General features: G+C 70.4%; 22 protein-coding genes and 1 pseudogene. 8 read left to right on the top strand and 15 right to left on the bottom strand.

What is annotated here, in order from left to right:
• Nucleotides 1-52: 52 nt before the first annotated feature.
• The 4 genes from AC07AG_RS31080 to AC07AG_RS31065 are packed head-to-tail and all read right to left on the bottom strand — an operon-like array spanning nucleotide 53 to nucleotide 3,549.
• Nucleotides 53-1,024, bottom strand: a complete 972-nt coding sequence (locus tag AC07AG_RS31080; protein WP_478759461.1) for an ABC transporter substrate-binding protein — start codon at nucleotides 1,022-1,024, stop codon at nucleotides 53-55.
• A gap of 34 nt (nucleotides 1,025-1,058) precedes the next feature.
• Nucleotides 1,059-1,820 (bottom strand): amino acid ABC transporter ATP-binding protein, encoded by a 762-nt coding sequence (locus tag AC07AG_RS31075; protein ID WP_478759460.1) that lies wholly within the window; start codon nucleotides 1,818-1,820, stop codon nucleotides 1,059-1,061.
• The gene (locus AC07AG_RS31070) at nucleotides 1,817-2,695 is read right to left on the bottom strand and encodes an amino acid ABC transporter permease (protein ID WP_478759459.1); all 879 of its coding nucleotides are present in this window, start codon (nucleotides 2,693-2,695) and stop codon (nucleotides 1,817-1,819) included. Before AC07AG_RS31070 ends, AC07AG_RS31075 begins: the two co-directional genes overlap by 4 nt.
• The gene (locus AC07AG_RS31065) at nucleotides 2,692-3,549 is read right to left on the bottom strand and encodes an amino acid ABC transporter permease (protein ID WP_478759458.1); all 858 of its coding nucleotides are present in this window, start codon (nucleotides 3,547-3,549) and stop codon (nucleotides 2,692-2,694) included. Before AC07AG_RS31065 ends, AC07AG_RS31070 begins: the two co-directional genes overlap by 4 nt.
• 447 nt (nucleotides 3,550-3,996) lie before the next feature.
• Here AC07AG_RS31065 and AC07AG_RS31060 point away from each other — a divergent pair, with 447 nt between their 5' ends.
• Nucleotides 3,997-4,986, top strand: a complete 990-nt coding sequence (locus AC07AG_RS31060; RefSeq protein WP_478759457.1) for an ABC transporter substrate-binding protein — start codon at nucleotides 3,997-3,999, stop codon at nucleotides 4,984-4,986.
• Nucleotides 4,987-5,025: 39 nt separating this feature from the next.
• Here the strand turns inward: AC07AG_RS31060 and AC07AG_RS31055 are convergent, their stop codons facing one another.
• Nucleotides 5,026-6,288 (bottom strand): DUF5685 family protein, encoded by a 1,263-nt coding sequence (locus tag AC07AG_RS31055; protein WP_478759456.1) that lies wholly within the window; start codon nucleotides 6,286-6,288, stop codon nucleotides 5,026-5,028.
• Between the two features lie 289 nt (nucleotides 6,289-6,577).
• Between AC07AG_RS31055 and AC07AG_RS31050 the strand changes: the two genes are divergently transcribed.
• Nucleotides 6,578-7,021 (top strand): cell division protein SepF, encoded by a 444-nt coding sequence (locus AC07AG_RS31050; protein WP_249590824.1) that lies wholly within the window; start codon nucleotides 6,578-6,580, stop codon nucleotides 7,019-7,021.
• Nucleotides 7,022-7,034: 13 nt separating this feature from the next.
• Here the strand turns inward: AC07AG_RS31050 and AC07AG_RS31045 are convergent, their stop codons facing one another.
• Together AC07AG_RS31045 and AC07AG_RS31040 are read right to left on the bottom strand one after the other, a co-directional pair.
• Nucleotides 7,035-8,231, bottom strand: a complete 1,197-nt coding sequence (locus AC07AG_RS31045; RefSeq protein ID WP_478759455.1) for an acyl-CoA dehydrogenase family protein — start codon at nucleotides 8,229-8,231, stop codon at nucleotides 7,035-7,037.
• Nucleotides 8,232-8,363: 132 nt separating this feature from the next.
• Entirely contained in the window at nucleotides 8,364-9,989 is a 1,626-nt protein-coding gene (locus AC07AG_RS31040; RefSeq protein ID WP_478759454.1) for an MFS transporter, read from the bottom strand.
• Between the two features lie 230 nt (nucleotides 9,990-10,219).
• Between AC07AG_RS31040 and AC07AG_RS31035 the strand changes: the two genes are divergently transcribed.
• Nucleotides 10,220-11,380, top strand: a complete 1,161-nt coding sequence (locus AC07AG_RS31035; protein WP_478759453.1) for a glycosyltransferase family 39 protein — start codon at nucleotides 10,220-10,222, stop codon at nucleotides 11,378-11,380.
• Between the two features lie 237 nt (nucleotides 11,381-11,617).
• Nucleotides 11,618-12,637 (top strand): phosphatase PAP2 family protein, encoded by a 1,020-nt coding sequence (locus tag AC07AG_RS31030; RefSeq protein WP_478759452.1) that lies wholly within the window; start codon nucleotides 11,618-11,620, stop codon nucleotides 12,635-12,637.
• Between the two features lie 116 nt (nucleotides 12,638-12,753).
• Here the strand turns inward: AC07AG_RS31030 and AC07AG_RS31025 are convergent, their stop codons facing one another.
• Nucleotides 12,754-12,969 carry an I78 family peptidase inhibitor gene (locus AC07AG_RS31025; RefSeq protein WP_478759451.1) on the bottom strand — a complete coding sequence of 72 codons (216 nt, stop codon included), beginning with the start codon at nucleotides 12,967-12,969 and terminating at the stop codon, nucleotides 12,754-12,756.
• Between the two features lie 418 nt (nucleotides 12,970-13,387).
• Between AC07AG_RS31025 and ctaD the strand changes: the two are divergent.
• Nucleotides 13,388-14,959: pseudogene (gene ctaD, locus AC07AG_RS31020) on the top strand (aa3-type cytochrome oxidase subunit I); the annotation flags it as partial.
• Nucleotide 14,960: 1 nt separating this feature from the next.
• Here the strand turns inward: ctaD and AC07AG_RS31015 are convergent.
• From AC07AG_RS31015 to AC07AG_RS30995, 5 genes are all read right to left on the bottom strand, one after another.
• A complete protein-coding gene (locus AC07AG_RS31015; RefSeq protein WP_478759450.1) occupies nucleotides 14,961-16,031 on the bottom strand; it encodes a helix-turn-helix transcriptional regulator in 1,071 nt (356 codons plus the stop codon).
• Nucleotides 16,032-16,122: 91 nt separating this feature from the next.
• Entirely contained in the window at nucleotides 16,123-16,998 is an 876-nt protein-coding gene (locus tag AC07AG_RS31010; RefSeq protein ID WP_478759449.1) for a hypothetical protein, read from the bottom strand.
• On the bottom strand, nucleotides 16,995-18,275 hold the full coding sequence (locus AC07AG_RS31005; protein ID WP_478759448.1) for a glycosyltransferase family 4 protein: 1,281 nt from the start codon (nucleotides 18,273-18,275) through the stop codon (nucleotides 16,995-16,997). Before AC07AG_RS31005 ends, AC07AG_RS31010 begins: the two co-directional genes overlap by 4 nt.
• Nucleotides 18,276-18,439: 164 nt before the next feature.
• A complete protein-coding gene (locus AC07AG_RS31000; RefSeq protein WP_478759447.1) occupies nucleotides 18,440-19,720 on the bottom strand; it encodes an ABC transporter substrate-binding protein in 1,281 nt (426 codons plus the stop codon).
• Nucleotides 19,695-20,279 (bottom strand): MTB12 C-terminal domain-containing protein, encoded by a 585-nt coding sequence (locus AC07AG_RS30995; protein WP_478759446.1) that lies wholly within the window; start codon nucleotides 20,277-20,279, stop codon nucleotides 19,695-19,697. The genes AC07AG_RS31000 and AC07AG_RS30995 overlap by 26 nt, the downstream gene beginning before the upstream one ends.
• A 135-nt stretch (nucleotides 20,280-20,414) precedes the next feature.
• On the opposite strand from AC07AG_RS30995, the gene AC07AG_RS30990 reads away from it, so the two are divergent.
• Genes AC07AG_RS30990 through AC07AG_RS30980 form a run of 3 tightly spaced genes read left to right on the top strand, consistent with a single transcriptional unit; the run spans nucleotide 20,415 to nucleotide 24,440 of the window.
• Entirely contained in the window at nucleotides 20,415-20,924 is a 510-nt protein-coding gene (locus AC07AG_RS30990; RefSeq protein WP_478759931.1) for a hypothetical protein, read from the top strand.
• A gap of 4 nt (nucleotides 20,925-20,928) precedes the next feature.
• Nucleotides 20,929-23,688 carry an ABC transporter permease subunit gene (locus AC07AG_RS30985; RefSeq protein ID WP_478759445.1) on the top strand — a complete coding sequence of 920 codons (2,760 nt, stop codon included), beginning with the start codon at nucleotides 20,929-20,931 and terminating at the stop codon, nucleotides 23,686-23,688.
• Nucleotides 23,685-24,440: an ATP-binding cassette domain-containing protein gene (locus tag AC07AG_RS30980; RefSeq protein ID WP_478759444.1), complete on the top strand. Its 756-nt coding sequence runs from the start codon at nucleotides 23,685-23,687 to the stop codon at nucleotides 24,438-24,440. Before AC07AG_RS30985 ends, AC07AG_RS30980 begins: the two co-directional genes overlap by 4 nt.
• Here AC07AG_RS30980 and AC07AG_RS30975 read toward each other — a convergent pair.
• Nucleotides 24,400-25,020 (bottom strand): LysM peptidoglycan-binding domain-containing protein, encoded by a 621-nt coding sequence (locus tag AC07AG_RS30975; protein ID WP_478759443.1) that lies wholly within the window; start codon nucleotides 25,018-25,020, stop codon nucleotides 24,400-24,402. The genes AC07AG_RS30980 and AC07AG_RS30975 overlap by 41 nt on opposite strands.
• 119 nt (nucleotides 25,021-25,139) lie before the next feature.
• Entirely contained in the window at nucleotides 25,140-25,778 is a 639-nt protein-coding gene (locus AC07AG_RS30970; RefSeq protein ID WP_478759442.1) for a transglycosylase family protein, read from the bottom strand.
• Between the last annotated feature and the right edge of the window lie 14 nt (nucleotides 25,779-25,792).

Here is a 25,792-nt window from a genome sequence, read left to right as displayed (position 1 = left end):
CCGGTATGTGCGGCATACGATCATCCCCTTGCGGCTTTCCGCCGACGGGCCCCTACGGCTTGGGCAGGCCCTTGGGGTTGATCTGCGACTCCTTCACGGCCTCGCTCGTCAGGTCCCAGCGCGCCAGGACCTTGGCGTAACTGCCGTCCTTGATCACGTGGTTGAGCGCGGCGGCGTAGGCCTCGACGAGCCCGCTGCCCTTCTTGGTGGTGGCGGCGATCTCGCCCTGGATGCTCGGGCCGCCGCCCGAAAGGGTCCCGATGATCTTCGTCTGCCCCGAGGACGCGACGTGGTAGGCGGCCGACGGGTTCGGGCCGAGGTACGCGTCGATGCGGCCCGACTGGAGGGCCAGGTAGTAGTCGGAGTCCTTCTGGAAGTACTTGATGTCGACCGGCTTCCGCCCGGCCTTCTCGTTCTGCTCGCTCCAGTCGACGAGGATCTTCTCCTGGTTGGTGCCGGAGGAGACCGCGATCGCCTTGCCCGCCACATCGGCCGGCTTCTTCGCCGTCCAGTCGGCGTCCTTGCGGGCCTCGAAGGCGATGTTGTCGTGGCGGTAGGTCGCGAAGTCGTACTTCTCCTTGCGCTCCTCGGTCACCGTGACGTTCGAGAAGACGCCGTCGAACTTCCCGCTGTCCAGACCGACGAAGAGGTTCTCCCAGGAGACCTGCTCGAACTTCGGCTTCAGGCCGAGCGTGTCGGCGACCAGGCTCGCGATGTCGACCTCGGAGCCGATCCGCGTCTTGTCGTCGGTGGCGTAGAAGCCGAGCGGCGCGACCGAGTCGGCGCTGCCGCCGAGCCGCAGCGTGCCGCGCTCGCGCACCTTCGCGGGCAGCAGCTTCGCGAGCGCGTCGACCTTCTTGCCGCGTACGCGGTTCTGGTCGGGCCCGATGTTGATGTTGCCGACCTTCTTGGTGCCGGGTTCGCCTCCGCCGGTCGCGGCGTCGCTGTCCCCGCCGCAGGCGCCGAGCAGGGGCATCAGGGCCAGGGCGGCGACGGAGGCGGAGAGGGTACGTCGGGAAAGCATGCGGGAGCTCCTGGAGAATCTTGGGGCGGGGAGGCTAGAGAACCTTGGAGAGAAAAGCGCGGGTGCGCTCGTGCCGCGGCCGGTCGAGTACGTCGCCGGGGACGCCCTGCTCGACGATGAGTCCCTCGTCCATGAAGACGACCGTGTCGGCGACCTCACGCGCGAAGCCGATCTCATGGGTGACGACGATCATCGTGGTGCCCTGGCTCGCCAAGTCCTTGATGACGTCGAGGACTTCACCGACCAGTTCGGGGTCGAGCGCCGACGTCGGCTCGTCGAAGAGGAGCAGCTTCGGCTCCAGGGCGAGCGCGCGGGCGATGGCCACGCGCTGCTGCTGCCCGCCGGAGAGCTGCTTGGGGTAGGCGTCCGCCTTGTCGGCGAGCCCGACCCGGTCGAGCAGCGTCCCGGCCTGGGCGACGGCTTCCTTGCGCGGACGCTTCAGCGCCGAGATCGGTGCCTCGACGATGTTCTCCAGGACGGTCAGATGCGGGAAGAGGTTGAAGTTCTGGAAGACGAAGCCGATCTGGGTGCGCTGCTTGAGCACATCGCGTTCGCGCAGCTCGTACAGCTTGTCGCCGGAGCGCCGGTAGCCGACGAGCGCACCGTCGACGCTGATCCAGCCCTTGTCGACCTTCTCCAGGTGGTTGATGGCGCGCAGGAGCGTGGACTTGCCGGATCCGGAAGGACCCAGGATGACGGTGACCTCACCCTTGCGGACCTCCAGATCGAGGCCCCGCAGGACTTCCAGGGACCCGAAGGACTTGTGTACGGACCGGAGTTCGACCATCGCGCTCATCGCGATGCCCCCTTCGAGAAGTGACGTTCGACGTAGTGCTGGAGGACGGAGAGGGCGGTGGTGAGCAGGACGTACCAGGCGGTGGCGACCATCAGGAGCGGCACGACGCGGCCGTTGCGGCCGTAGATGACCTGGACCTGGTAGAAGAGCTCGCCGATCGCCATCACGGAGACGATCGATGTGCCCTTGAAGAGGGAGATGATCTCGTTGGCCGCGTTGGGCAGGATCGAGCGCATCGCCTGCGGCAGGACGATGCGGCGGATCTGCCGCAGCCGGGGGATGCCGAGCGCGGCCGCCGCCTCCAACTGGCCGCTGTCGACGGACAGTACGCCCGCGCGCACGATCTCGGCGGCGTACGCGGCCTGGTGCAGGGCGAGCCCGAGGACCGCCGCGCTCATCGCGCCGACGAGCCCCATCGTGTCGAAGGAGAAGAACCCGGGCCCGAACGGGATCCCGAACTGCAACTCCTTGTACAGATAGGCGAGGTTGAACCAGAAGAGCAGCTGCACGATGAGCGGGATCGAGCGGAACGCCCAGATGTAGGCGAAGGCCACCGCCTTCAGGAACGGGCTCGCCGAGAGCCGCATGAAGGCGAGCACGATGCCGAGCGCGAAGCCGAGAGCCGTGCCGTAGAAGGTGAGCTGGAGGGTGACCCAGACCGCCTTGAGGATCACGTCGGCGGTGAAGAACTCGGCGAACACCTCCCATTCCCAGCCGGAGTTGGTCGCGAGGCCGTGCGCGAACTGGGCCACGAGGACGGCCGTGGCGACGACGGCCGCCCAGCGCCAGGGATGGCGCACGGGGACGACCTTCAGCGCGTCGTGGTCGTCGTCCTTCACGAGGTCACTGACCGGCTCGCGCTCCGTCACGCTCATCGGGTGCGCTCCGAACCGCGCGCGTAGTGGCGCTCCACGTAGTACTGGCCGACGCTGAGCAGCGAGGTGATCACGACGTACCAGATGGTGGCGACCAGGAGCAGCGGGATGACCTGGTAGGTGCGGTGGTAGACGAGCTGCACGGAGTAGAGCAGGTCCTGCACCGCGATCACGCTGACGATCGACGTGCCCTTGAGCGTGCCGATCAGCATGTTCCCCGCGGGCGGCACGATGGAGCGCATGGCCTGCGGCAGCACGATCCGCCGCCATCGGCGCCACCGGCTGAGTCCGAGCGCCTGCGCGGCCTCGATCTGCCCCCGGTCGACGGAGAGGATGCCGCCGCGCACCACTTCGGCGGCGTACGCGGCCTCGTGCAGGGTGAGCCCGATGACGGCGATGGTGATCGGCCCGAGGAGGTTCACCGTCTTCACGCCGAAGAGGTACGGGTACAGCGCCCCGATGTTGAACCAGAACAGCAGCTGCACCAGGATCGGCATCGACCTGAAGAGCCAGACGTAGCCCCAACTGACCCCGCGCAGAACGGGGTTGGACGAGAGCCGCCCCATGGCGAGCACCGCGCCGAGCGCGAAGCCGAGCGCCATGACGACGGCGGTCAGCCAGAGCGTGAGCCACAGGCCGCGCAGCACGGACGCGGAGGTGAAGTAGTCGCCGACCACATCCCACTGGAACGCGTCGTTGCGCACGACCGAGTTGACGGCGAGCGCGAGGAGCACGAGGACCGCGGCGGCGGCCACCCACTGTCCGGCACGGCGCTGCGGAACGATGCGCGGGACATCGGGAGGTGGGTCATGAGGAGGGGCGGTCGCGGCTTTGGCGAGCGTGTCGGAAGACATGGCGAAGGCTCCGTGGATACGGGAGGTGATGCCTTCACACGGACCGAGCCCCTCAGCACGATCCGCCTTGAGAGTAAGGGGCGGTTCACGCGCCCTGTCAAGGCCGTCCAGGATGTGAGCGTTACGTCTCAGGGCAGTTGACGCGCAAACGGATGCCTGTTCCACTTGCCCCATGCATTCGCAGCAGTGGCTGGTCACGCGCTCCCACATCGACTTCGGTCGAGTGTGGTCGGCGTCGTGTTCGACGACTCTCTGAGCCGACCCCCTGCGCGCTGAGCCCTTCTCTGTTCCCGGGTCTCTCCCGCCTTGCATCTCCCGCGCGCTCGCGCGCCGTTGACCTCGCCTTCACACGCGTACGCCACTGCTGTACCGCCATGAGCAGCGGCACCCCTCCCCTCGCACGTCCCGCTTCGCCCTGCCCTGCTGCCTGATGGAGAACGTCACGCCATGAGCACGTACCCGCATGCCCGCTCCCCGCACTCCCGCCCTCCGCGTTCCCGTCGCATCCCTGCCGCCTTCGCCCTGATCACCGCCGCCACTCTCACGCTCACCGCCTGCGGCTCCGGGAACTCCGCCGACACCACGGGCGGCGCGGCGCCCGCGGGCAGGAGCGCCAAGATCCCGACGCAGGACGTGGTCTCCTCGGTCAAGAAGGACGCGGCGGCCGCGAAGCTCCTGCCTGCGGACGTACGCGAGCGGGGCACCCTGAGTCTCGCGACCGCCGTCGGCGGCAGCCCGCCCGGCAACACCTACCTGGAGGACGGGAAGACGATCGTCGGCCAGGACGCCGACTTCGCGGAGGCCGTCGCCAAGGCGCTCGGCCTGAAGCTGAAGCGCGAGGCCGCGAGCTTCGAGGCGATCCTGCCGGCCCTGGACAGCGGGAAGTACGACCTGGGCACCGGCAACTTCGGCGTGACCGAGGAGCGGCGCAAGACCATCGACTTCGTCACGTACATCAACGACGGCCAGGGCTTCGCCGTCCGTGAGGACAGCAAGCTGAAGAAGGTCACCGATTTCAGGCAGCTGTGCGGCCTGAACGTGGCGACCGGAGCGGGCACCACCTTCGAGGTCACCCTTGAGGACAACAAGCACGTGTGCGAGGACGCGGGCAAGAAGCCGTACAGCGTGAAGACGTACGCGGAGCAGGGCGCGATCTGGGGCTCGCTCCAGCAGGGCCGCACCGATGTGGTGATGTCCACGATCAACGGTCTGCGCTACGCGGTCGACCAGCAGGAGGGGCTGAAGTTCCTCGGCGAGTACCACCGTCTCGACGTCGGCTTCGCCTTCAAGAAGGGCACGAAGCTGGCGCCCGCCTTCCAGGCGGCGGTGAATCAGCTGATCGAGGACGGCACCTACGACCGCATCCTGAAGAAGTGGGGCACCCGTGGCTCCGCGATCGAGGAGTCCCGGATCTCCCCGCCGGAGATCAAGGACTGATCAGTCGTCCGCGGGTCCGTTGTGGCGGGTCGCCCGTTCCTACAACCCGCAGTCGCAGCACTGGCAGCATTCGCAGCAGCCGCAGTCACCGCAGTCGTTGCAGCAGCCCTCGCGCTTCTTGCGGGACCAGGGGCCCTCGTACGAATCGGCACAGCACAGCTTGCAGGTGCAGCAGAGCCCGATGGCGACCGCGCACCCCGCCCAGAACCCCCGCTTGCCCGGCTTCGGCGGCTGCGGCTCGAAGGCCGGCCCACCACCGGGGCCGCCGGGCCCGCCAGGCCCGCCCGGTCCGCCGGGCACCCCGCCTCCGTACGGATTGCCACCTCCGTACGGGGACTGCGGGCCGTACGGACCGCTGGAGGGAGGTCCGTACGGCCCGCCCTGGCCCGGCGGCGGCCCGAAGGAACCGCCCTGATGGGCCGTCACCTCGTGGGCGTGCCCGCAGGCGTCGGTGCCGAAGGCGCGGTCCACCGAGCGCCCCAGCTCGTGCGCGAGCAGCATGTGGGCGAGCTTGCCGTCCGTGAATTCGGCGTCGCGCAGTGCGAGGCGTATGCCGTGCAGCGCGTCGTCGGCGAGGCGCCGGGCCTCGGCGAGGCCGGTGCCCGTGGCCGTCAGCGGGTTCCACGCACCCGACGCGGCGTCAGCTTCCTTGTCCTCCACGGCATCCAGGAGGTGTGCGAGCCGGCCGAAGAGCCGCCCGGCCTCGGCGAGCGGCTCGGCGTTGCCCGGCCTGCCCGCGATGACGGCGGTGTGCGCGAAGGCCGCGGCGGTCGCGGTCTCGGTCGGCTCGGTGACCGTGAGCAGGGAGGTGCCGGGGCCCGCCAAGGTCTCGATGCCGACCTGCCGTTCGACGGCGTCGAGCAGGACCGCCGTGTCGAAGCCCACATCGGCGCCGGTGCGCGCACCCGCTCTGTCCCAGCTCTGTGCCACTTTCCGGGCGGCGGCGGCCACCGGCCTGCGCGCCAAGAGGCCGTCCCCGTCGACGACGTGGTCGCGCACCTTCGCCGATGCGAGCACCAGCGAGACGGCGGCGGCGAGCCGCGCTCCCTCGCCCTGGGCGACGGACGCGGTGCGCATCCCACGCAGCGGACAGGGCCCGGCGGTGCGCCGCCAGCCGGTCGACCTGGCGGCCTGAGCCTCCGTCAGAACCGAGATGATCAGGCCGTCGTAGTTGGTCACGACCCTGGCGAACTGCCCGTGATCACTGCGCAGCGCGAGGCAGAGCCCGCACAGATGCGCCATCCATTGCGTCTTGAGCCCCTCGCCGAGACGATGGCTGCAGGGCCTGACGATTCCGAACATGCGACTCCCCCGTGAGCCTGTTGACGATCAACTCGGGCATCGTATCGAGGGGTCCGTTCACCCGGACGCACCGGTCGTCACCCATACGCCGTGAAGAATCATATTTCACTCACTGTCAGCAGCCGTACACAGCAGGACCCTTGGGGAACCACGCGAAACGCGGTGTTGACTCTGCACCAGTACCGTCACGAAAACCCCGCGCGGCGACTATCCACTTGGCGCACTATCCGCATCATGGACGAACATGGGGATAGGGACTGCAGAAAGCCCGCTGCGAGAGGAGGCGTCCATGGGATCGGTGCGCAAGGCGAGTGCCTGGCTTGGCCTCGTCGACGACAACAACAATGACGAGCGTTACTACGACGGCTACGACGACGACGGGGCCGAGGGGCCCGGCGATGCCTGGGTGACCGACCCGCGGGTGCGGGTGGTGGCCGAGGCCGCCGAGGAGGAAGGGCGCCGGATCGGGACCGTGACCCCGGACAGCTTCCGGGATGCCCGCGGCATCGGCGAGCTCTTCCGGGACGGTGTCCCGGTCATCATCAACCTCACGTCGATGGAGCCCGGCGACGCCAAGCGCGTCGTGGACTTCGCGGCGGGCCTGACCTTCGGTCTGCGTGGCTCCATCGAGCGCGTGGCGACGCGGGTCTTCCTGCTCACCCCCGCCAACACACAGATTGTCAACGGGGAGGCCACGAGCCGTCCGTCGGACGGCTTCTTCAACCAGAGCTAGCGGGCGAGGCCGCTCACCGGAAGGCGTCGAGACCGGTGAGCGCCTTGCCCAACACGAGTTGATGCATCTCGACGGTGCCCTCATAGGTGAGCACCGATTCGAGGTTCGTGGCGTGCCGCATCACGGGGTACTCGAGCGAGATCCCGTTCGCGCCCAGGATCGTCCGGGACGTGCGGCAGATCTCGATCGCTTCTCGTACGTTGTTGAGCTTGCCGAAGCTGACCTGTTCGGGGCGGAGCCTGCCCGCGTCCAGGCGCCGGCCGAGGTGGTGCGCGAGCAGGATGCCCTTGTGCAGCTCGACCGCCATGTCGGCGAGCTTGGCCTGGGTGAGCTGGAAGCCGCCGATGGGCCTGCCGAACTGCTCGCGGGTCTTGGAGTACTCGACGGCTGTTTCGAAGGAGGAGCGGGCGGCGCCCATGGCTCCCCAGACGATGCCGTAGCGCGCGTGGGAGAGGCAGCTCAGGGGGCCCTTGAGCCCGGTGACCTCGGGAAGCACGGCGTCGGCGGGCAGCCGTACCTCGTCCATCACCAGCTCGCTGGTGACGCTCGCGCGCAGCGACCACTTGTGCTTGATCTCGGGCGCCGAGAAGCCGGGGGTCTCGGTGGGGACGACGAAGCCCCTGATCCCCTCGTCGGTGTGCGCCCAGACCACGGCGACCCCGGCCACGGATCCGTTGGTGATCCACATCTTGCGGCCGGTGAGCACCCAGTCCGTGCCGTCCTTCTTCGCGAAGGTGCGCATGGAGGCCGGGTCGGAGCCGTGGTCGGGCTCGGTCAGGCCGAAGCAGCCGATGATCTCGCCCGCGGCCATGCCGGGCAGCCAGCGCTGCTTCTGCTCCTCGGAGCCGAAGCGGTGGATGGCGTACATGGCGAGGGAGCCCTGCACGGAGACGAGCGAGCGGATGCCGGAGTCGGCGGCCTCCAGCTCCAGACAGGCCAGTCCGTACTGGACGGAGCTGGCGCCCGCGCAGCCGTAGCCCTCCAGGGACATGCCGAGCGCGCCGATCGAGCCGAGTTCGCGGGCCAGGTCGCGGATGCCGGGCAGCTCGCCCTTCTCGTACCAGTCGGCGATGTGCGGCAGGACGCGGTCGGCCGCCCAGGTGCGGACGGTCTCCCGGATCGCGAGGTCCTCCGGCTCCAGGAGGTCGTCGATGCCGAGCGGGTCGGTGGGGTCGAAGGGCGGCAGGGGCGTACGGCTGCGTGCGGACATCTCGGGCCTCCGGCGGCGCAAAAACTAGCAGTGGTAGTTACTTACGGCTCGGCTGACGTTACGACGCGGGGTCATGCGGGAACAAGGGCGGGTGGGTGAGGGAATTCCCCGGCCGCGGGCCGGGAAATCGCGTCAGCGGACGGACTCCGCGGGCACTCCCGCCTCGCCGCGGGGCGCCGGTATCCCCTGCTCGGGCCGCGCCGCGGGCGTCCCGCACTCCATGGTCCGCGGCAGCTTCAGCGCCATCAGCGCACCGAGCAGCAGCAGCCCCGCGCTGACCAGCAGGGTCACATGCAGCCCGTGCACGAAGGACTCCCGAGCGGCGCTGCGCAGCGCCTCGCCCGCCCCGCCACCGAGCCCCGAAGCGACTTCGTACGCCTCGCCGAGCGAGTGGCTCGCGGCGGCGCTCTCCTTGGCGGGGACGCCCTGCACGGACGAGAGGCCCGGCGCGTACGCCGCGTTCATGACGCTGCCGAGCAGCGCGATGCCGATGCCGGCGCCCAGCTGGTACGAGGTCTCGCCGATCGCGGCGGCGCCGCCCGCCTGCGACTGGGGGGCCTCGCTGAGCATCGACTCGTACGAACCGAAGAGCGTGGTCTGCAGGCCGAGGCCGAGCAGCACGAAGCTGGTGAGCAGGAGCGGGTCGTTGGCCCGGTCGCCCATGCCGGTGAGGATCACCACGGCCACCGCGGTCAGAGTGAAGCCGGAGGCGACCATCGTGCGCGGCCCGAAGCGGTGCAGGAGCTTGGATCCGGCGAGGCCCGCGGCCATCGCGGCCACGGTGAGCGGCACCAGCCGCATGCCGGTCTCCAGCGGGGAGAGGCCGAGCACCAGCTGGAGATACTGCGCGGCGACCAGTTCGAGGCCCACCAGGGCGAGCATCGCGAGCACGATGCAGCCGAGCGAGGTGCTGAAGGCGGGCCGCGCGAACATCGACAGGTCTATGAGCGGGTGCTTGCGCCGCCGCTGCCTGCGGACGAAGCCGACCAGGAGGGCCGCGCCGACGAAGAACGAGAGGAGGGTCGTCATGCCGAACGGCGACTCTCCGCCGCCGGCCCGCTTCACCGCGAACACGAGGCCGAACAGACCGCCCGCGGCCATCAGCGCGCCGACCACGTCCCACGGCCCGTCGCGGTCGCCCGTCGACTCGGGAAGCAGCCAGCGTCCGATGGGCAGGCTGACCAGCATCAGCGGGATGTTTATCAGGAAGACCGCGCCCCACCAGAAGTGCTCCAGCAGGAAGCCGCCGAGCAGCGGTCCGCCCGCTGCGCCGATTCCGGCCACCGCGCTCCACACACCGATGGCGACGGCTCGCTCACGCCGGTCGGGGAAGACCTGGCGGAGGATCGAGAGGGTCGCCGGCATGATCATCGCGCCGCCGACGCCGAGCAGGGCGCGGGCCGCGATCAGGACCTGGGCGTTGTCGGCCATGGCCGCCACGGCCGAGGCCACACCGAAGAGGGCGTAGCCGAGCAGGAGCACGCGTCTGCGGCCGACGCGGTCACCGAGGGTGCCGAAGAGGATGAGCAGCGAGGCGCAGACCAGTGGATAGACGTCCACGATCCACAGCAGCTCGATGCCGCCGGGCTTGAGGTCCTCGGTGACGGCGGGCACCGCCACGTGCAGAACGGTGGCGTCGACGGCGACGAGCAACAGGCTTACGCAGAGAACGACGAGCACCAGCCAGCGGTTGGCGCCACCCTGCGACCCGGGTACCCGACGGCCGGAAGGAGCGGTGGCCGTGGTTGAACCCGACATGTGCGATACCTCCCAGTGATCCCTCGCATCGGCGGCCCTGCGGGACGTGATCTCCCAGCTGGCGGCGGCGAAAGGCGAGTGAGCCGTCAGAGTACGCGAGTTCACGGCTGTGGCGCGTGGCGGACCTCTCACGGTTGCGCGGAGACGGTGTGGCGTACGCCACGCTGCCCACGCATGGACCACGCCCCCGGGCGGGCGGCCGGTTCCCTCCTGCGCCGATAATCGAGCCCGTGACCGACCTTGATCAACGCCTGCCGCCGCCCTCGTACGGCGCCCGCGCGGGCGCCGCGCTGCGCCGTGCGGCGCCCGCACTGCTCGCCTACGCCGGGGTGCGCGCCCTGGGCGTCGCGGTGCTCGCTGCGTGGAGCGCGGCGGCGGACAAGAGCCCGCACACGCTGCTCACCGCCCGCTGGGACTCGCTCTGGTACACCCGCGTCGCCGAGCACGGCTACGGCTGGGAGGTGACGCTCCCGGACGGCAGCGTCCACTCGAACCTCGCGTTCTTCCCGCTGCTGCCCTGGCTGGAGCGCCTCGTCTCGGCGATCAGCCCCTTGTCGTACGCCGATGCCGGCCTGGTGGTGAGCTGGCTCGCCTCGCTCTGCGCCGCCGCGGGGATCTTCGCGATCGCCGATCACCTCTACGGGCGACGGGCCGGGATCTGCGCGGTCGCCCTGTGGGCGGTCCTGCCCGTGGGGATCGTGCAGTCGATGGCGTACAGCGAGTCCCTCTTCACGGCGCTCGCGGCCTGGTCGCTGTACGCGGTGCTCACCGGACGCTGGGTATGGGCGGGGGCGCTCGCTTCCCTCGCGGGCCTGACCCGTCCCGTGGGCGCCGCGGTCGTCGCGGCACTGTGGGTGACGGCGGCGCTGCGGATCCGCAGCGAGCGGAAGGCCGACCTGCGCATGATCCTCGGGGTGGTCCTCGCCCCGCTCGGCGCCGCGGGCTACGTCCTGTGGGTCGGCCACCGCACCGGGGACGGCCTCCTCGGCTATCTCGACGTCCAGGCGGGCTGGGGCAACGGCTTCGACTTCGGCTACGCCTTCGCCCGCTTCATCGGCGACAAGTTCACCGCCTTCCCCGCGGCCCTCGCGGGCGTCGGCCTGATCATCGGGGTCGCCCTCGTGGTCTGGCTGTACGTCATCGGCGTACGGCGGAAGCAGCCGCTGCCGCTGCTCGTCTACAGCGGGATCGTCGTGGCGCTCGCCTTGTGCGCGGCGGGCTATTTCGGCTCGAAGCCGCGCCTCCTGCTGCCCGCCTTCCCGCTGCTCCTGCCCCTCGCCGTGGCCCTCGCCCGGCTGCGTACGTCCAGGTCGGCGCTGGTCCTTGCGGGTGTGGCGGCGGCGAGCGCGGTGTACGGGGCGTTCTGGCTGAACGGCTCGGGTCCGCCATGATCATTTCCCGGGCCCCCGGTGAGCGCGGGGGAAATTCCGCACCAGGCCCCGGTGAACGAATTCATAAGCGCCATAAAACGGCCACACCAATGATCAACGAATTCAGTAAGGGGCTCTCCGTGGAATAGGGAAGCCGCGGGAATAAACCCCCGTCTGAGATCAATGCCACATCACATCGTCATCACAAAGCCACTGATTCGGCCTAGTGATGCACTCACTCGCTGTAACGTCGATTGGGTGCGTACCGAACGAAACCTCACCCGTCTGGACCGGGTCTTCGCCCGTCTTGACCGTGAGCCGGAACGACCGGCCGGCCTCGATGTACCGAGGATGAGCAGGCACAGGATCGTGCTCTTCAGCGCGACCCTGGCCTTCTACCTCGCCATCGTGGTCGCCGTGCTCGCCACCTCGTGGCTGGTGCGGTTCGACTGGCAGGTCATGTTCTTCCGGCCCTACCAGCAGTGGCCCGAGATCCACGCCTTCCTCGACTACTGGGTGGTCCTCGGCCAGCGCGGCCCGACCGCCGTGATGGTCGCGGCCTGGCTCGGCTGGCGCTCCTGGCGTCAGCACACCATCCGCCCGCTCCTGACGTTCGGTGCCGCCCTGCTGCTCCTGAACGTCACGGTCGGCGCCGCCAAGATCGGCATGGGCCGCCTCGGCCCGCACTACGCCACCACGATCGGCGCCAACGAGATGTGGCTCGGCGGCGATATATTCCCTTCCGGCCACACCGCCAATGCCGTGGTGACCTGGGGAATCCTGGCCTACATGGCCTCCACCCCGCGGACCCGCCGCTATCTCTCGGCGCTCTCCGCCGTGGTCTCCCTCAGCGTCGGCCTGACCACCGTGTACCTCGGCACGCACTGGCTGAGCGACGTCTTCCTCGGCTGGGCCGCGGGTCTGCTCGTCCTGCTCGCGCTGCCCTGGGTGGAGCCGCTGCTCACCCGGGTCGAGGGCTGGATCTTCAGCCTGCGGGACCTCTGGCGCGACCGCCGCGCGGGCGCCGGCATCCCGGCCCCGGCCACCCCGGTCCCTGCGATGTCGCCGCAGCCCGCCGCCGCACCGGCCGACGAGCCCCAGGTCCGCGAGCCGGTCGGCGCCCCGCGCCCCGCCCGCGCCCCGGCCTACCTCGCGCCGGGCCCGCACACACCGCGCTCCGAGCGCAGCCCGGTCACCCCGGCGGGCAGCCGCCGCCCGCCGCACTCCGAGCGCGCCTCACGCGCCGCCACGTCGCCCCGCCCGGTGGCGGGCGGCTAGCCCAAGGACAGCGGGGGTCGGTACGCACAACCCATCCCCCGCATCGCGAAGGCCCCGGTTCCGTCCAGGAACCGGGGCCTTTCGCCGTGCCGTCGTCATACGTCGCCGGGGCGCGGTCAGCCCTTCCAGCAGCGGATCACGACGCCTTCCTTGACCTCGAAGTTGAGCCGCCCCGCGAGGTACTCCATGGTGATGATCGCGCCCGGCGGCAGCGACCTGACCGTGGACCAGCCGCGCTCGCGGGCCTGCTGCTCGGCGCCGTCGGCCACGAGGCCGACGTAGGCGTCCAAGGTGTCCTGGGGTTCGGCGGGAGGAGTCGGAATAGGTGCCATGGCCGCCACGTTAGGCGGCGCGGCCCGGCCGGGGAAGGCCGTAGCCGGACACCATGCGTCACCGGTCCCTCTCCGGTCACGCTTTTGTCACAGCATCACGACCGGCGTTTCGCCTTAACTCCGTCACACGTACGGGCGGTTCCGGAGTTGTTCCGACGTGATTCCCGGATTTCCCCCGAGCCTCACTGCGGCGCCCAGAAACGACCGTAATAGCACGGCGGAAAAGTGGACGAGGCACCTTTGCGGACCCTGCGCAATTCCCGAATCCTCGACGCCCGACGGGATGTGACGCCACATAGGGAATTCACGGTTCCAGCACAGCGGTCCGGTACGCCCCCTGTCGGAGCCGGGTGTGACGCGAGCATCATGGCGGGTGCTTCAGGCAGGCCCAGGACGCACGACGGCGAAGGGGCGAGCAATGGGGACCGAGACCGCAACGGCGGCGGCACCGCCGGTCCGGCACAAGAGTCCGGGCCGGGTCCTCGTGGACTGGCTGACCACCACCGACCACAAGAAGATCGGCCATCTGTACCTGATCACGTCCTTCGTGTTCTTCCTGGCCGCGGGCCTGATGGCCCTGATGATGCGGGCCGAGCTCGCCCGCCCCGGGCTGCAGCTGATGTCGAACAACGAGTTCAACCAGATGTTCACCATGCACGGCACGATCATGCTGCTGCTCTTCGCGACGCCGACCTTCGCCGGCTTCGCCAACGAGATCATGCCGCTGCAGATCGGCGCGCCCGACGTCGCCTTCCCGCGGCTCAACATGCTGTCGTACTGGCTGTTCCTGTTCGGCGGCCTGATGGTGCTCGGCTCGTTCCTGGTGCCCGGCGGCCCCGCCAACTTCGGCTGGTTCGCCTACGCGCCGCTCAACAGCATGGAGCGCTCGCCCGGGATCGGCGCCGACCTGTGGATCATGGGGCTCGCGCTCTCCGGGTTCGGCACGATCCTCGGCTCGGTGAACTTCCTGACGACCATCATCGGGATGCGGGCGCCCGGCATGACGATGTTCCGGATGCCCGTCTTCACCTGGAACGTCCTGTTCACCTCGATCCTGGTCCTGATGGCGTTCCCGGTGCTCGCCGCCGCGCTGCTCGTCCTGGAGGCGGACCGCCGCTTCGGCTCCATGGTGTTCGCCCCGGAGAACGGCGGCGCGCTGCTGTGGCAGCACCTCTTCTGGTTCTTCGGGCACCCGGAGGTCTACATCATCGCGCTGCCGTTCTTCGGGATCATCTCCGAGATCATCCCGGTGTTCAGCAGGAAGCCGATCTTCGGCTATCTGCCCCTGATCGGCGCGACGATGGCCATCACGGGGCTCTCGGTCGTCGTGTGGGCGCACCACATGTTCGCGACGGGCGCGGTGCTCCTGCCCTTCTTCTCCTTCATGTCCTTCCTCATCGCGATCCCCACCGGCGTGAAGTTCTTCAACTGGACGGGAACGATGCTCAAGGGCTCGCTGTCGTTCGAGACGCCGATGCTGTGGGCGGTCGGCTTCCTGGTGAGCTTCCTCTTCGGCGGGCTCACCGGCGTCATCCTGGCCTCGCCGCCGCTCGACTTCCACGTCACCGACTCGTACTTCGTCGTGGCGCACTTCCACTACGTGGTGTTCGGCACCGTCGTCTTCGCGACCTTCGGCGGCTTCTACTTCTGGTGGCCCAAGCTCACCGGGAAGCTGCTCGACGAGCGGCTCGGCAAGATCCACTTCTGGACGCTCTTCGTCGGCTTCCACGTGACGTTCCTCGTCCAGCACTGGCTGGGCGCCGAGGGCATGCCACGGCGCTACGCGGACTATCTGGCGGCGGACGGCTTCACGGCGCTCAACACCATCTCGTCCATCGGGGCGTTCCTGCTCGGCATGTCCACGCTGCCGTTCCTCTACAACATCTGGAAGACCGCCAAGTACGGCGAGAAGGTCGACGTCGACGACCCCTGGGGCTTCGGCCGCTCCCTGGAGTGGGCCACCGCCTGCCCGGCGCCGCGCCACAACTTCGTCACGCTGCCCCGGATCCGCTCCGAGTCCCCGGCGTTCGATCTGCACCATCCCGAGTACGCGGCGTTCCAGCCGCCGGGGACACAGCACCCGGATCCGCAGACCGAACACCCCGGTCCAGGGCCCGGCTCAGGAGGTCCCTCGCCGAGCTGATCCGCTCGGTGAAGTCCGCGGGCTCGACGACCTCGAACTCGAAGCCCATCAGGAGCACATGGATCACCATGACGTCCAGGCTCATGGCGCCCGTGCGCAACAGGCAGCTGCTCCCGGTCTCGGCCTCCAGCGTGCCGTCCGACGGGGTGACCCGCTGGGCCGCATCCTCCAGGGGCACCAGGAGCCGGAACACCGCCTGGGCGGCGTACGCGCGGGTGGAGACGCCCTTGGAGACGTACGCGGCGAGATCATCGGCGGGCGGGGTGCGCGGCGCGAAGCGCGGTCCGTGCGGCGGCCTCGGTGTGATGCGGTCCGCGCGGAACGTACGCCAGTCGTCGCGGTCGACGTCCCACGCGACCAGGTACCACCGGCGCTCGGTGCAGACGATGCGGTGCGGTTCGACGGTGCGGCGGGTCGAACTGCCGCCGTGGTCGCGGTAGTCGAAGCGCAGGCGCTCCGCGTCCCGGCAGGCGTGGGCGAGTTCGGTCAGGACCGAGGGGTCGACGCCCTGCTGCTGCGGGGTTCTGAGCATCGGCACGGTGAACGCCGTGAGGGCTCCGACCCGGCGCCGCAGCCTGCTCGGCAGGACCTGCTCCAGCTTGGTCAGGGCGCGCACGGAGGTCTCGCCGATGCCCTCGATGCCCTGCCCCGCGGCGGTGCGCAGGCCGACGGCCACGGCGACCGCCTCGTCGTCGTCCAGGAGCAGCGGCGGCAGCTCCGCGCCCGCGCCCAGCTGGTAGCCGCCGCCCGTGCCGGGGCTCGCGTTGACGGGGTAGCCGAGCTCGCGGAGCCGGTCCACGTCACGGCGCACGGTGCGCGGGGTGACGCCGAGCCGGTCGGCCAGGTCCGCGCCCGACCAGTCGCGGTGGGCCTGCAGCAGCGAGAGCAGGCGGAGCAGTCGTGCGGAGGTCTCCAACATGGGGCCGATTGTGCACGGCGTCGCGGACAGCCACGGTCCGCGATGACGTCCAGCTCGTGATGACGTCAGCTCGTGACGACGTGCCCCTGGATCAGTCCTCGATCGCGTTCGCCTCGCGGATCCGGACCGAGAGGTCGTTGTCGTTCGTGTAGTACGGCCCCGCGTCGAGCGGTCCGTGCACCGCGGTGTCGAGCCGCACCGCCGGGTAGGTGAAGATCTGCTTCTTGTCCGGCACGTCGTCCAGGAGCCGGGCGAGCCGGATCCGCGGCCCGCTCTCCCCCGCCGGGCGCAGCCACAGGTCCCAGGGCCCCGGGCCGCTGTCGGCGAGCACGTCGCAGTGCAGTCCGAAGCTGAACTCCACGCCCTCCGCGGTCAGTTCGGAGCGCTCGATCCGGTCGGGCTCGGCGCGCAGGGACGCCTCGGCGTAGGCGGCGCCGGTCAGCGCGGTGCCGTACACGCGGCCCTGAGCGGTCACCGCGGTGCCGGAGATCCGCAGCTCGCCGATCTCCGCGTGCGGGGCGCGCAGCCAGCTGCGTACGGAGAGGTTGCCCTGCTTGGTCGCGTACGGAATGCGTACGGCGATGTGGCCGCGGGCCCCGCTGGGGGCGCGGTCGACCAGCGAGCGCAGGTCGTTGACGCCGGGCGCGAGGCGGCGGGGGGTGCCGCCCCCGACCTCCGCGTAGGCGTTCCAGCGTCCCTCGGCCAGCTCGACGCTGCTGGGGAGCGCGGCCCGCAGCCTGCCGTCGGCGGCCGGGGACAGCGGCAGGCGCACGTCCTCGTCGGCGGACGCGGCGTCACGGCGGCGCAGCAGCAGGTAGGCGGCGCCCTTGCCGCCGGGGTCGGTGACGTCGAAGGTGAGGCCACCCGCGGAGTCGGCTATGCAGTCGGCGCGCGGTGCCGCGGCGACGTCCTGATCGGTACCGGCGTCGCAGGGCGATGAGGCGTCCGAGGTGGCCAAGGCCGTCATGCGGTGGATCCCTTCGTCTGTATGCCGCTGGTCGGTACCCCGTGTCCCATGTCCCGTACCGCGTACGCGCCGCCGAGGAGCGCGCCACGGGTGCGGTGCAGCGTGCCGCGCACCCGGCCGCCGAAGGAGCCGCCGCGGGCGAGCATCCCGGTGAACATCGCGTCGTAGCGCTCGGCGATGCGGGCCGGGTCGAAGCGCTCGGAGTCATGGAGCGCGGCGCCCGCCATCCGCTGGCGCAGTGAGTCGTTGTTGATCAGTTCGAGCAGTCCGCCCGCTATCGCGTCGGGGTTGCCGACCTCGACGAGGCGTCCGTCGACACCGTTGTCGATGATCTCGCCGGGCCCGTGCGGGCAGTCGGTGGCGACGACGGGCAGGCCGCAGCGCATCGCCTCGACGATCGTCATGCCGAAGGACTCCAGGCTGGAGGTGACGGCCGCGATGGAGCCCTTGGCCCACTCGGGCTCGATGGGGTGGGCGGGCCCCATCAGGAAGACGTGGTTGTAGAGGCCGAGTTCGTCGATCAGGGCGCGCAGCTTGTCCTTCTGCTTGCCGCCGCCGTATATCCGAAGCCGCCAGTCGGGACGCTCGGCGCGCACCTGGTCGAAGGCGCGGATCAGCAGGTCGTACCGCTTGACGGGGGCGAGCCGGCCCGCGGCGACGACCCACTTCTGGTTGCCGTCGGCGGGCTCGATGCCGGGCGCGGGCACGGGGTTGGGGACGGCCTGGACGTGGACGCCGGGCAGGCGCATCGTGCGGCGGTAGGCGCGGGCGTCGGCCTCGGTGGTCGTGGTCAGGACGTCGAGGCGGGGATAGACGCTGCGCAGCTGACGGCGCAGTTCCTTGGAGTGGCTGTCGAGCGTGAGGTGCTCCTGGCCGACGCGCAGCGGGCCGCGCGCGGTCTCGCGGGCGAGGTGCACGTTCAGGCCGGGGCGCGTACCGACCACCACGTCGGAGCTGACCGAGGAGAGGTGCTCGGCGATGCGCCGGTCGGTGAGGGCGCTGTACTGGTCGTAGCGGCCTTCCGCGCTGGGGAACGTCCGGGCGGGCCGCAGGGCCTCAGCGGCCTCCCCCTCGTAGCCGGGGCTGTCCTTGCGCATGTCGACAAGGTGACTGAGCCTGACGCGGGAGTCGGGCGAGAAAACGGGTTCGTCACGGTGCCGGAAGACGGAGACGATCTCGACGTCGTGCTGCTCGGCGAGTGTGTTCGCCAAGTTGTACGTCGTCCGGATCGTCCCGCCGATTCCGTACGCGTTGTGAATCAGGAAAGAGATGTGCATGCGTCCCCGTATCCCACGCTTCCCCGCGGACCGTCCCTCTCGTCCGCCTACCGCAGGGTTAGACGGGGATTAGGGACAGAGGGTTGGGTTTCATCATCATCTTGTTCCTGAACAGTTGTGCCATCGGTATCCGGTTCCGGGAACTTTCCTGCTAGGTACACGCATCATGGCTGGTAGGAGAGCTGCGGCACCTCGAAGCAGTTCTCGCTCATGTTCCCCTGTGTGACCCAGCCCTCACCGTCCTTCCAGCGGGCCACCGACACACAGGTCATACGGGTCTCGGGCGGATCGGCCCGCTTCTCGTACGTCACCGGAAGCAGCAGCCCCTGGGCGGTGTACGACTTCCCCCGGTTCATGAAGCGGTCGACGCACGCGCGCGTGACGTCCTCCCGGCACGACGTCGCCGCGTCCGTGAACCACATGGCCGCCGCCCAGCCCTCGAGCTGCCACTGGGAGAGCACCTTGTGGCCCTTCATCGCGTCGCGGAACGCGCGCACGGCCGGCTGGTCCGTGTCCTCGTAGCTGCGGCTCGCACCGGTGACCCACAGGGCGTTGCGGCAGCGCGGTGCGTCCTTGTAGTCCTCGGCCACGGAGGAGGTCCAGTTCTGGACGTTGGTGACCTTGGCGGTGACCTTGGCCCCCACCTCGTCCATCGCCTCGCACAGCTGCGTGTTGCCGTGGGTGTCCATCGCGTCGAAGACGAGGTCGGCGCCCTGCTCCTTCAGGTCAGCCGCAGCCGCGCGGAAGTTGGGCAGCGCGAAGTCGACCTGCTCGTTGACCACCTTGTAGCCCTCGGCCTTCAGGCCCCGGGTGACCAGACGGGCGTACGCGGCGGAGGCCGCCTGGTTGTAGGAGACGACGGCAGCGGTCCGTGCCCCCTGCTCCCGCTTGAAGTAGCGGTAGACCTCGGTCCCGCCGATCAGCTTGCCGCCCCAGCCCGGTTTCCCGTTCCGTGGGGCGAGGCTGCCGTAGATCCCGTACAGATGCGGATAGGTGTCGTACGCGGACCCGATCGGCTGGCCCCCGACGTCGGGCACGCGCGCGCGGGAGACGCGGGAGGCCCCGGCGTAGTCGAGGGAACTGGTCGCGACGAGCGCGACGACGCGCTCCTCGTCGACCAGCTTGTGCACGCATGCGTTGTTGCCGACGCCGCTGCCGCCGTCGTCGCACGTGCGCACCTCGACCTTGCGCCCGTCGATGCCGCCCTTGGCGTTCAGCTGCTCGAAGTACGCCTTGGCCCCGTCCCGCGGCCCGGTGAACGCCGAGCCGCCGACCGGGCTGGTCGCGCTGGTGATGATGCCGACCCGGACCGGCGCCCCCGACGGGGCGGGCGCCGTGCTCCTGTCCTCGAAGTCGCTCTCGGGAAGCCGGCTGCCGCACCCCGCCACGGCCACGAGCAGCGCGGCTACGGCAAGGGCCTCAACAGCCCGGACCGGGCGACGCATTGCCGCTCAGCTTCACCAGTGCGCAGAGAGTCTTGACGGACACCTTCCAGGTGTCGTCCTCGTTGACGGAGGTTCCCGATGCGCCGGGCAGCGCGGTGGCACCCTTCAGAGTCAGTGCGTACGTCACGTCCGCCTCGGTCGCCGAGGTGAACTCGACCTTGTTGACCTCGGCGCTGACCTGCTCGCCGCGCTCGTCGCCGCTGAAGCTCTTCAGGACGGCGCGCATCTTCGGCCCGTTCTCGAGAACGGCCTCCTTCTCCTTCATGGAGACGGCGGGATCGAAGAACTTCTCGAAGTTCTCCTTGACCTCTTTCTCGGCCGCCGCCGGGTCCGCGGGCGCGGTCGCGTCGTCCGAAGGGGCGTCCTCCGAAGGCGTGTCCTGGGTCGACTTCTCGGCGGACGGCTTGGGCGGATCGCTCTCGCCTCCCCCGCCGCTGTCGTCACCGCATGCCACGGCGGCCGGAGCGACGAGCAGGACCGCGGCAGCCGCCATCGCCGCGCTCCGCGCCCTTCCCCGCCTGAGATCGCTCCCCCGCCTGGGGTTGGTCCAGAGCACCATCTGGCTCACCACCGGGTGTCGGTCCGGACCATCAGGGCCCGGTGCTTTCAGGGTCAGCTTGCAGAAGGCATAGTGCAAGCCATCGGCTGACATGGACAGCCCACCGACGCTACGAACGTGTCCCAGGGGGCGCAGATGCGGGCGGCTCAACCGGATCAGACAGCCAGTTCGGCCAGGCTCCGTGCCGTGCGCCCGCTCCTCTGGGTGGCCTTCGCCGCCCTCGCCGCCGGTGCGGTGCTCTGCGTGGTCGGCTGGTACGGCATGTCCGGCGAGCGCTTCGCCGAGCGCCAGCTCCCGTATCTGGCGTCGTGCACGGTGCCGGGCGCGGCACTGATCATCGCCGGGGCCGTGCTCTACACCCACGGCAGGAGCGCCCTGTCCACGGCCCGCGTGGAGGAGCTGTACGAGCTCCTGGTGACAGCGGGCACGTCTGCCGAAGCGACCGGCCGCCAGGGCCCCGTGGCGACCAGCGGCGACTCGCTGATGATCCCCGGCGGAACCCTCTGGCACCGGGCGGACTGCCCCCTGGTGGCAGGGAAACCGGAAGCGGTCCCCGCGGACGCCCGCATCCTCGCGACCGGCGACCTGAGCCCCTGCCCCATCTGCGAACCCCAGCCGGCCACCGCCCCGCCCCCGGAGCGATGACCCGGTGGCCTCCCTGAGCTACGACCTGACGCTGGCCGGGCTCGCGGTCGGCAGCGCGGCGGCCCTCACCGGCATCGGCCTGATCGTCACGTACCGCGCGACCGGCGTCCTCAACTTCGCGCACGGCGCGATCGCGATGGTCTGCGCGTACGTCCTGCGCGAACTGACGGTGGAGTGGCACTGGCCCCTTCCGCTCGCCACGGCGGTCACGCTCCTCCTCGTCGCCCCGGCCATCGGCCTGCTCCTGGAGAAGGCGGTCTTCCGGCCCCTGTCCATCCTGGGCAGCGACCCGGCCCAGACCCTGGTGGCGTCCATCGGCGTCTTCATCCTCCTGGTCGGAGGCGCCGCCCTGATCTGGGGCCCAGGAGCCAAGTCGGACGCCCCCACCCTCATGTCGGCGGATCCCTGGACCCCACTGGCCGTGACGATCGCCCTCGCCACCGCGGTCTGGGCGATCACCCGCTGGACCCGCTTCGGCAGCGAACTGCGGGCCGTGGTCGACAACCGCCCCCTCGCGGTCCTCAGCGGCATCGACGCGGACCGGGTGGCATCCGCGGGGTGGGCGTTCGGCGCGTTCACGGCAGGTCTGACCGGCGCGCTGCTCGCCCCTTTCGTACGCCTCGACCCGTACGGCATGCCGCTCCTGGTCATGGAGGTGGTGGCGGTAGCGGTGGCGGCCCGCATGCGGAGCCTGTTCATCGCGGTGATCGTGGCTCTCGGCCTCGGGGTGGCCCAGAGCCAGCTGACCCGCCTGCACCCATCGGGCTGGGCGGAACCACTCGTCCAGGCCCTGGGGGCCAACCTCTTCGTGGTGGCCCTCCTCGTAGCGGCCCTGGTGCTCCCGGGCATCGGCTCGCAGAACACGCTCCCCCGCACGGTCACGGCGCGCTTCCCGACGCCTCCGGGCGCGTGGATAGTGGCGGCGGTCCTCTTCCTCATCCCGCTGGGCTTCGCGGGCTCGGACCTGACGACCTCGGTCCAGGTCCCGGCCCTGGCGGTGATCCTCCTCTCCCTGGTGATCGTCACCGGCAGAGGCGGCCAGATCTCGCTCGGCCAGGCGGCGTACGCGGGCCTGGGCGCGCTCTTCACCGCCCTGCTCACGGCGGGCCGCTTCCCGGGCCTGCCCGAGCTCCCGCACCTCCCCGCCCTGGCCGTGGCCGTCCTCCTGGTGGCCCCTCTCGGCCTCCTCACCGGCTGGCCCGCGATCAGCCGCCGCGGCCTGGCGCTCGCCCTCGCGACGTTCGCGGTCGGCGTCGGCGTCAGCCGCTTCGTCTTCGCCCAGCCGTACGCGACGTCGGGCCTCACCCTGGACCGCCCCGCGGGCTTCGACAGCGACCGCGCGTACTACGTCCTGGAACTGGCCCTGCTCGCCGCGGCGTTGCTCTTCTCCTTCAGCATGCGCCGGGGCCGGATCGGGCGGGCGCTGGCCGCGATGCGGGACCACGAGGCGGGGGCGGCGGCCGCGGGCGTGCCGGTGCGCACCCTGAAGCTCACGGCCTTCGTGGCCGGTGCGGCGCTGGCCGCCCTGGGGGGCGGGATGCTGGGCATGGGCCTACGGGCCTTCGACCCCGCCGCGTACGACCCCGTGCGCGGGCTCCTCTGGTTCGCGGCGGTGGTGGTCCTCGGCGCGGACAGCCTTCTGGGGGCGCTCGTCGCGGCGGCGCTGCTGGTGGGGCTTGACGCGGGGGCGCGGGGCGGCGTGGCGGCGGCCTTGATCGGCATCCTCGCGGTGCTGACCGGCCGCGTGCCGGCTGCCGCCGGGTGGAGCCGCCGCCTTTCCCTGACCCCCCTGGGCCACCGAGCCCGCAGCGCTCTGACCCTCACCACCCGATCACCCGGCAGCCCCACCTCGACGAACAAGCCTTCCCTCCCACCCGCCCGTTTGCCCCGCAGCGGAAGTCTCACCGGGTCGCAGACGCCATCGCGGCCCGAGGGGACGGTTCGGTATGTCCGCCCGGAGCACGGTTCTCGGCGCTCCGGAGCCGAAGCAGCCCCGCGGCCACCGGACGATGGCGAGGACGGACATACCGATGCGGCCCCGCCCCCGAGCCGCCCCCGCCGCGAAGCCCCGCACCACCCCCTGGCGGCTCACGGAATCACCGCCACCTACGACGGCTTCACCGCCCTCGACGGCGTGGACCTCTCCGTGCCCCCCGGCCACATCACCGCCGTAGTAGGCCCCAACGGCGCAGGCAAAAGCACCCTCTTCCACTGCCTCGCCGGCACCCTCCGCCCCGACAAGGGCCAGATCACCTACGACGGCCACGACATCACCCGCACCCCCGCCCACGCCCGGACCCGCCTGGGCGTGGCCCGCACGTTCCAGCAACTGGCGGTCTTCCCGTCACTGACCATCACGGAAAACGTCCAAGTGGGCGCGGAACAGGCTCGCGCCCACAGCCCTGGAACCGAGACCACCACCCAGGCCCTCCGCCTCCTCTCCCTCCACGACCACGACACCCGCCACCACCCCGCCGCAGACCTCCCCACCGGCACCCTCAGACGCGTAGAACTCGCCCGAGCCCTCGCAGGCAGGCCCCACACCCTCCTCCTGGACGAGCCCGCAGCAGGCCTGGACACCGCCGAAGTCGCCGCACTGGCCCGCATCCTGCGGGCCCTGGCGGCAGACGGCATGGCACTCCTGGTGGTCGAGCACGACATCGACCTGGTCGCGCACCTCGCCGACACCGTGCACGTCATGGCAGCGGGCCGCATCATCACCTCGGGCCCGCCGACCGAGGTACTCCACAGGGCGGCCCCATGAGAACCGGCATCGAACTCCGCGACGCCCGCGTCCGCTACGGCCCCCTGGAAGCGCTGCACGGCGTGACCCTCGCCGCCCCGTCCCCCTGCCTCACGGTCCTCCTGGGCCGCAACGGCTCGGGCCGCACCACGGCACTGCGCGCCCTGGCCGGCACGGCCCCCCTCACCACCGGCACCGTCACCTGGGACGGAACGGACGTCACCCGGCTCACCGCACACGAACGCGCACAACAGGGCCTGTGCTTCGTACCGGACGGACAAGCGGTGTTCGGCCACCTCACAGTGGCGGAAAACCTAGAGCTATCGACCCCAGCCCCAAACCCCCACCCCAAAACCCAATCCACACCCACACCCACACCCACACCCAGAGCAGACATCACCCCAGCCCTGACCACCTACCCCGAACTACGCCCCCTCCTCCTCCGCCGCGCAGGCACCCTCTCCGGCGGCGAGCAACGCATGCTCGCCCTCTCCCGCGCCGTCCTGACGGCCCACGCCCGGGTGATCCTGATCGACGAACCCACCCAGGGCATGTCCCCCACCGTCGCGTCCCGAACGTACGACCTACTCGTCGGCCTGAGCGCACACGCCTGCGTCCTGACCGCCGAACAGCGACTGCCGCCCGGCCTGCGCGAACACGCGAGCCGGACGGCAGTGGTGGTGCACGAACTGCGCCGTGGCGCGGTCGTGTTCAGCGGTGAGGCGACAGAGATCAACCGCCGGTGGCGGTCTGGCCGACCTTCTTCAGGATGACCAGCTTGGTGCCGACATCCAGCTCATCAGGCCGACTCCCCACAGCCTTCTTGTTGGCTTGATACAGCGCTTGCCATCCGCCCCGCACCTTGTACTTCCGGGCGATGGAACTCAACGTCTCCCCCGCCTTCACCACATGCACGACGACACGACCCTCCCGAATCTCCTTCGGGATCTTCTTCGAGCACACGGGCCAGGCCTTCCACCCCTGGGTACGCAGCACCTCCTCGGCGACCTTGATCTGCTCCTTCTTGGTGGCGAGGTCGGCACGCGGCGCGTACTTGAGCCCGCCGTGCTCCTCCCAGGTGGGCTGGTAGAACTGCAGCCCTCCGTAGAAGCCGTTCCCGGTGTTCACATGCCACCGGCCACTGCTCTCGCACTGGGCGAGGCAGTTCCAGGGCCCCTCGGTGCGTGAGCAGTCGTACGCCGCCGCGGCGGCACCGGGCCCCGGCAGGGGCGGCGGCGGAGCGGCGACGGCCGCCGGCGCGGACACCGGGAGCAGCAGCGAGGAGAGAAGCGAGGAGACCGCGGCGACGACCAGACCAGCGGGCCACAGCGACCGAAGACTCTTGATCGGCATCGGATACATCCGCCCACGCTAGGCACCGCGACCCCGGCGCGAGGCCGTGCCGCGCCGCCACGGGCGTGGCCCCACCCGGTCGGCCGACCGAGCAGGGCCACGCCCCTGAAGGGCGGAACTCAGAGATCGAGCCGCTGCCCGGGCAGGATCGCATTCGGGTCCCCGCCGATGACGGCCTTGTTGGCGGAGTACACCTTCTGCCAGCTGATGCCGCCGTGCGCCGCCGCGATCCGGCTCAGGGTGTCCCCCTGCCGAACGGTGTAGTCACCGCGCCCGGAACCCCGGTCGACACGACTCGGCGTACGCTTCCGCGGCGCCGCGGGCTGCTGCTTGACGGCCTTGGGAGCCTCGGCCGCCTTGGGGGCCTTGGGGGCCGCAGGAGCGGCTGCCGCCCCCGGTGCGCTGCCGGACGCACCCGCCCGAGCCGAACAACTGGGCCAGGCGCCCCACCCCTGGGCACGCTGGACCTTCGTGGCGACAGCGATCTGCTGCCCCTTGGACGCCTGGTCGGCGGTCGCCGCATAGGCTCCTCCGCCGTACGCGCGCCAGGTGGACGCGGAGAACTGCAGTCCTCCGTAGTAGCCGTTCCCGGTGTTGATGCTCCAGTTTCCGCCGCTCTCGCACTGAGCGATGCGATCCCACACTCCGCTGTCCGCCGCTCCGGCCTGGCCGGTGGCGGTGAGCAGTCCCAGCGGGGCGAGCAACGCCGCTCCGCCGATCACTGCTGTCCTGCGAATGCACTTGGGACGTGCGGACATGAATATCCCTCTCG

It is taken from the genome of Streptomyces sp. NPDC044044 (assembly GCF_056434405.1).
Note: the sequence above shows the minus strand (reverse complement) of the source record. Positions and strands in the feature narration are given on the sequence as shown.

Coding starts and splice junctions, on each gene's coding strand:
- AC07AG_RS31015 (WP_478759450.1), bottom strand. CDS start 16,031: ATGTTGGAGACCTCCGCACGACTGCTCCGCCTGCTCTCGCTGCTGCAG.
- AC07AG_RS31050 (WP_249590824.1), top strand. CDS start 6,578: ATGGGATCGGTGCGCAAGGCGAGTGCCTGGCTTGGCCTCGTCGACGAC.
- AC07AG_RS31010 (WP_478759449.1), bottom strand. CDS start 16,998: ATGACGGCCTTGGCCACCTCGGACGCCTCATCGCCCTGCGACGCCGGT.
- AC07AG_RS31065 (WP_478759458.1), bottom strand. CDS start 3,549: ATGTCTTCCGACACGCTCGCCAAAGCCGCGACCGCCCCTCCTCATGAC.
- AC07AG_RS30995 (WP_478759446.1), bottom strand. CDS start 20,279: ATGGTGCTCTGGACCAACCCCAGGCGGGGGAGCGATCTCAGGCGGGGA.
- AC07AG_RS31075 (WP_478759460.1), bottom strand. CDS start 1,820: ATGAGCGCGATGGTCGAACTCCGGTCCGTACACAAGTCCTTCGGGTCC.
- AC07AG_RS31005 (WP_478759448.1), bottom strand. CDS start 18,275: ATGCACATCTCTTTCCTGATTCACAACGCGTACGGAATCGGCGGGACG.
- AC07AG_RS30975 (WP_478759443.1), bottom strand. CDS start 25,020: ATGCCGATCAAGAGTCTTCGGTCGCTGTGGCCCGCTGGTCTGGTCGTC.
- AC07AG_RS31025 (WP_478759451.1), bottom strand. CDS start 12,969: ATGGCACCTATTCCGACTCCTCCCGCCGAACCCCAGGACACCTTGGAC.
- AC07AG_RS30970 (WP_478759442.1), bottom strand. CDS start 25,778: ATGTCCGCACGTCCCAAGTGCATTCGCAGGACAGCAGTGATCGGCGGA.
- AC07AG_RS31040 (WP_478759454.1), bottom strand. CDS start 9,989: ATGTCGGGTTCAACCACGGCCACCGCTCCTTCCGGCCGTCGGGTACCC.
- AC07AG_RS31055 (WP_478759456.1), bottom strand. CDS start 6,288: ATGTTCGGAATCGTCAGGCCCTGCAGCCATCGTCTCGGCGAGGGGCTC.
- AC07AG_RS31070 (WP_478759459.1), bottom strand. CDS start 2,695: ATGAGCGTGACGGAGCGCGAGCCGGTCAGTGACCTCGTGAAGGACGAC.
- AC07AG_RS31080 (WP_478759461.1), bottom strand. CDS start 1,024: ATGCTTTCCCGACGTACCCTCTCCGCCTCCGTCGCCGCCCTGGCCCTG.
- AC07AG_RS31000 (WP_478759447.1), bottom strand. CDS start 19,720: ATGCGTCGCCCGGTCCGGGCTGTTGAGGCCCTTGCCGTAGCCGCGCTG.
- AC07AG_RS30990 (WP_478759931.1), top strand. CDS start 20,415: ATGCGGGCGGCTCAACCGGATCAGACAGCCAGTTCGGCCAGGCTCCGT.
- AC07AG_RS31060 (WP_478759457.1), top strand. CDS start 3,997: ATGAGCACGTACCCGCATGCCCGCTCCCCGCACTCCCGCCCTCCGCGT.
- AC07AG_RS30980 (WP_478759444.1), top strand. CDS start 23,685: ATGAGAACCGGCATCGAACTCCGCGACGCCCGCGTCCGCTACGGCCCC.
- AC07AG_RS31045 (WP_478759455.1), bottom strand. CDS start 8,231: ATGTCCGCACGCAGCCGTACGCCCCTGCCGCCCTTCGACCCCACCGAC.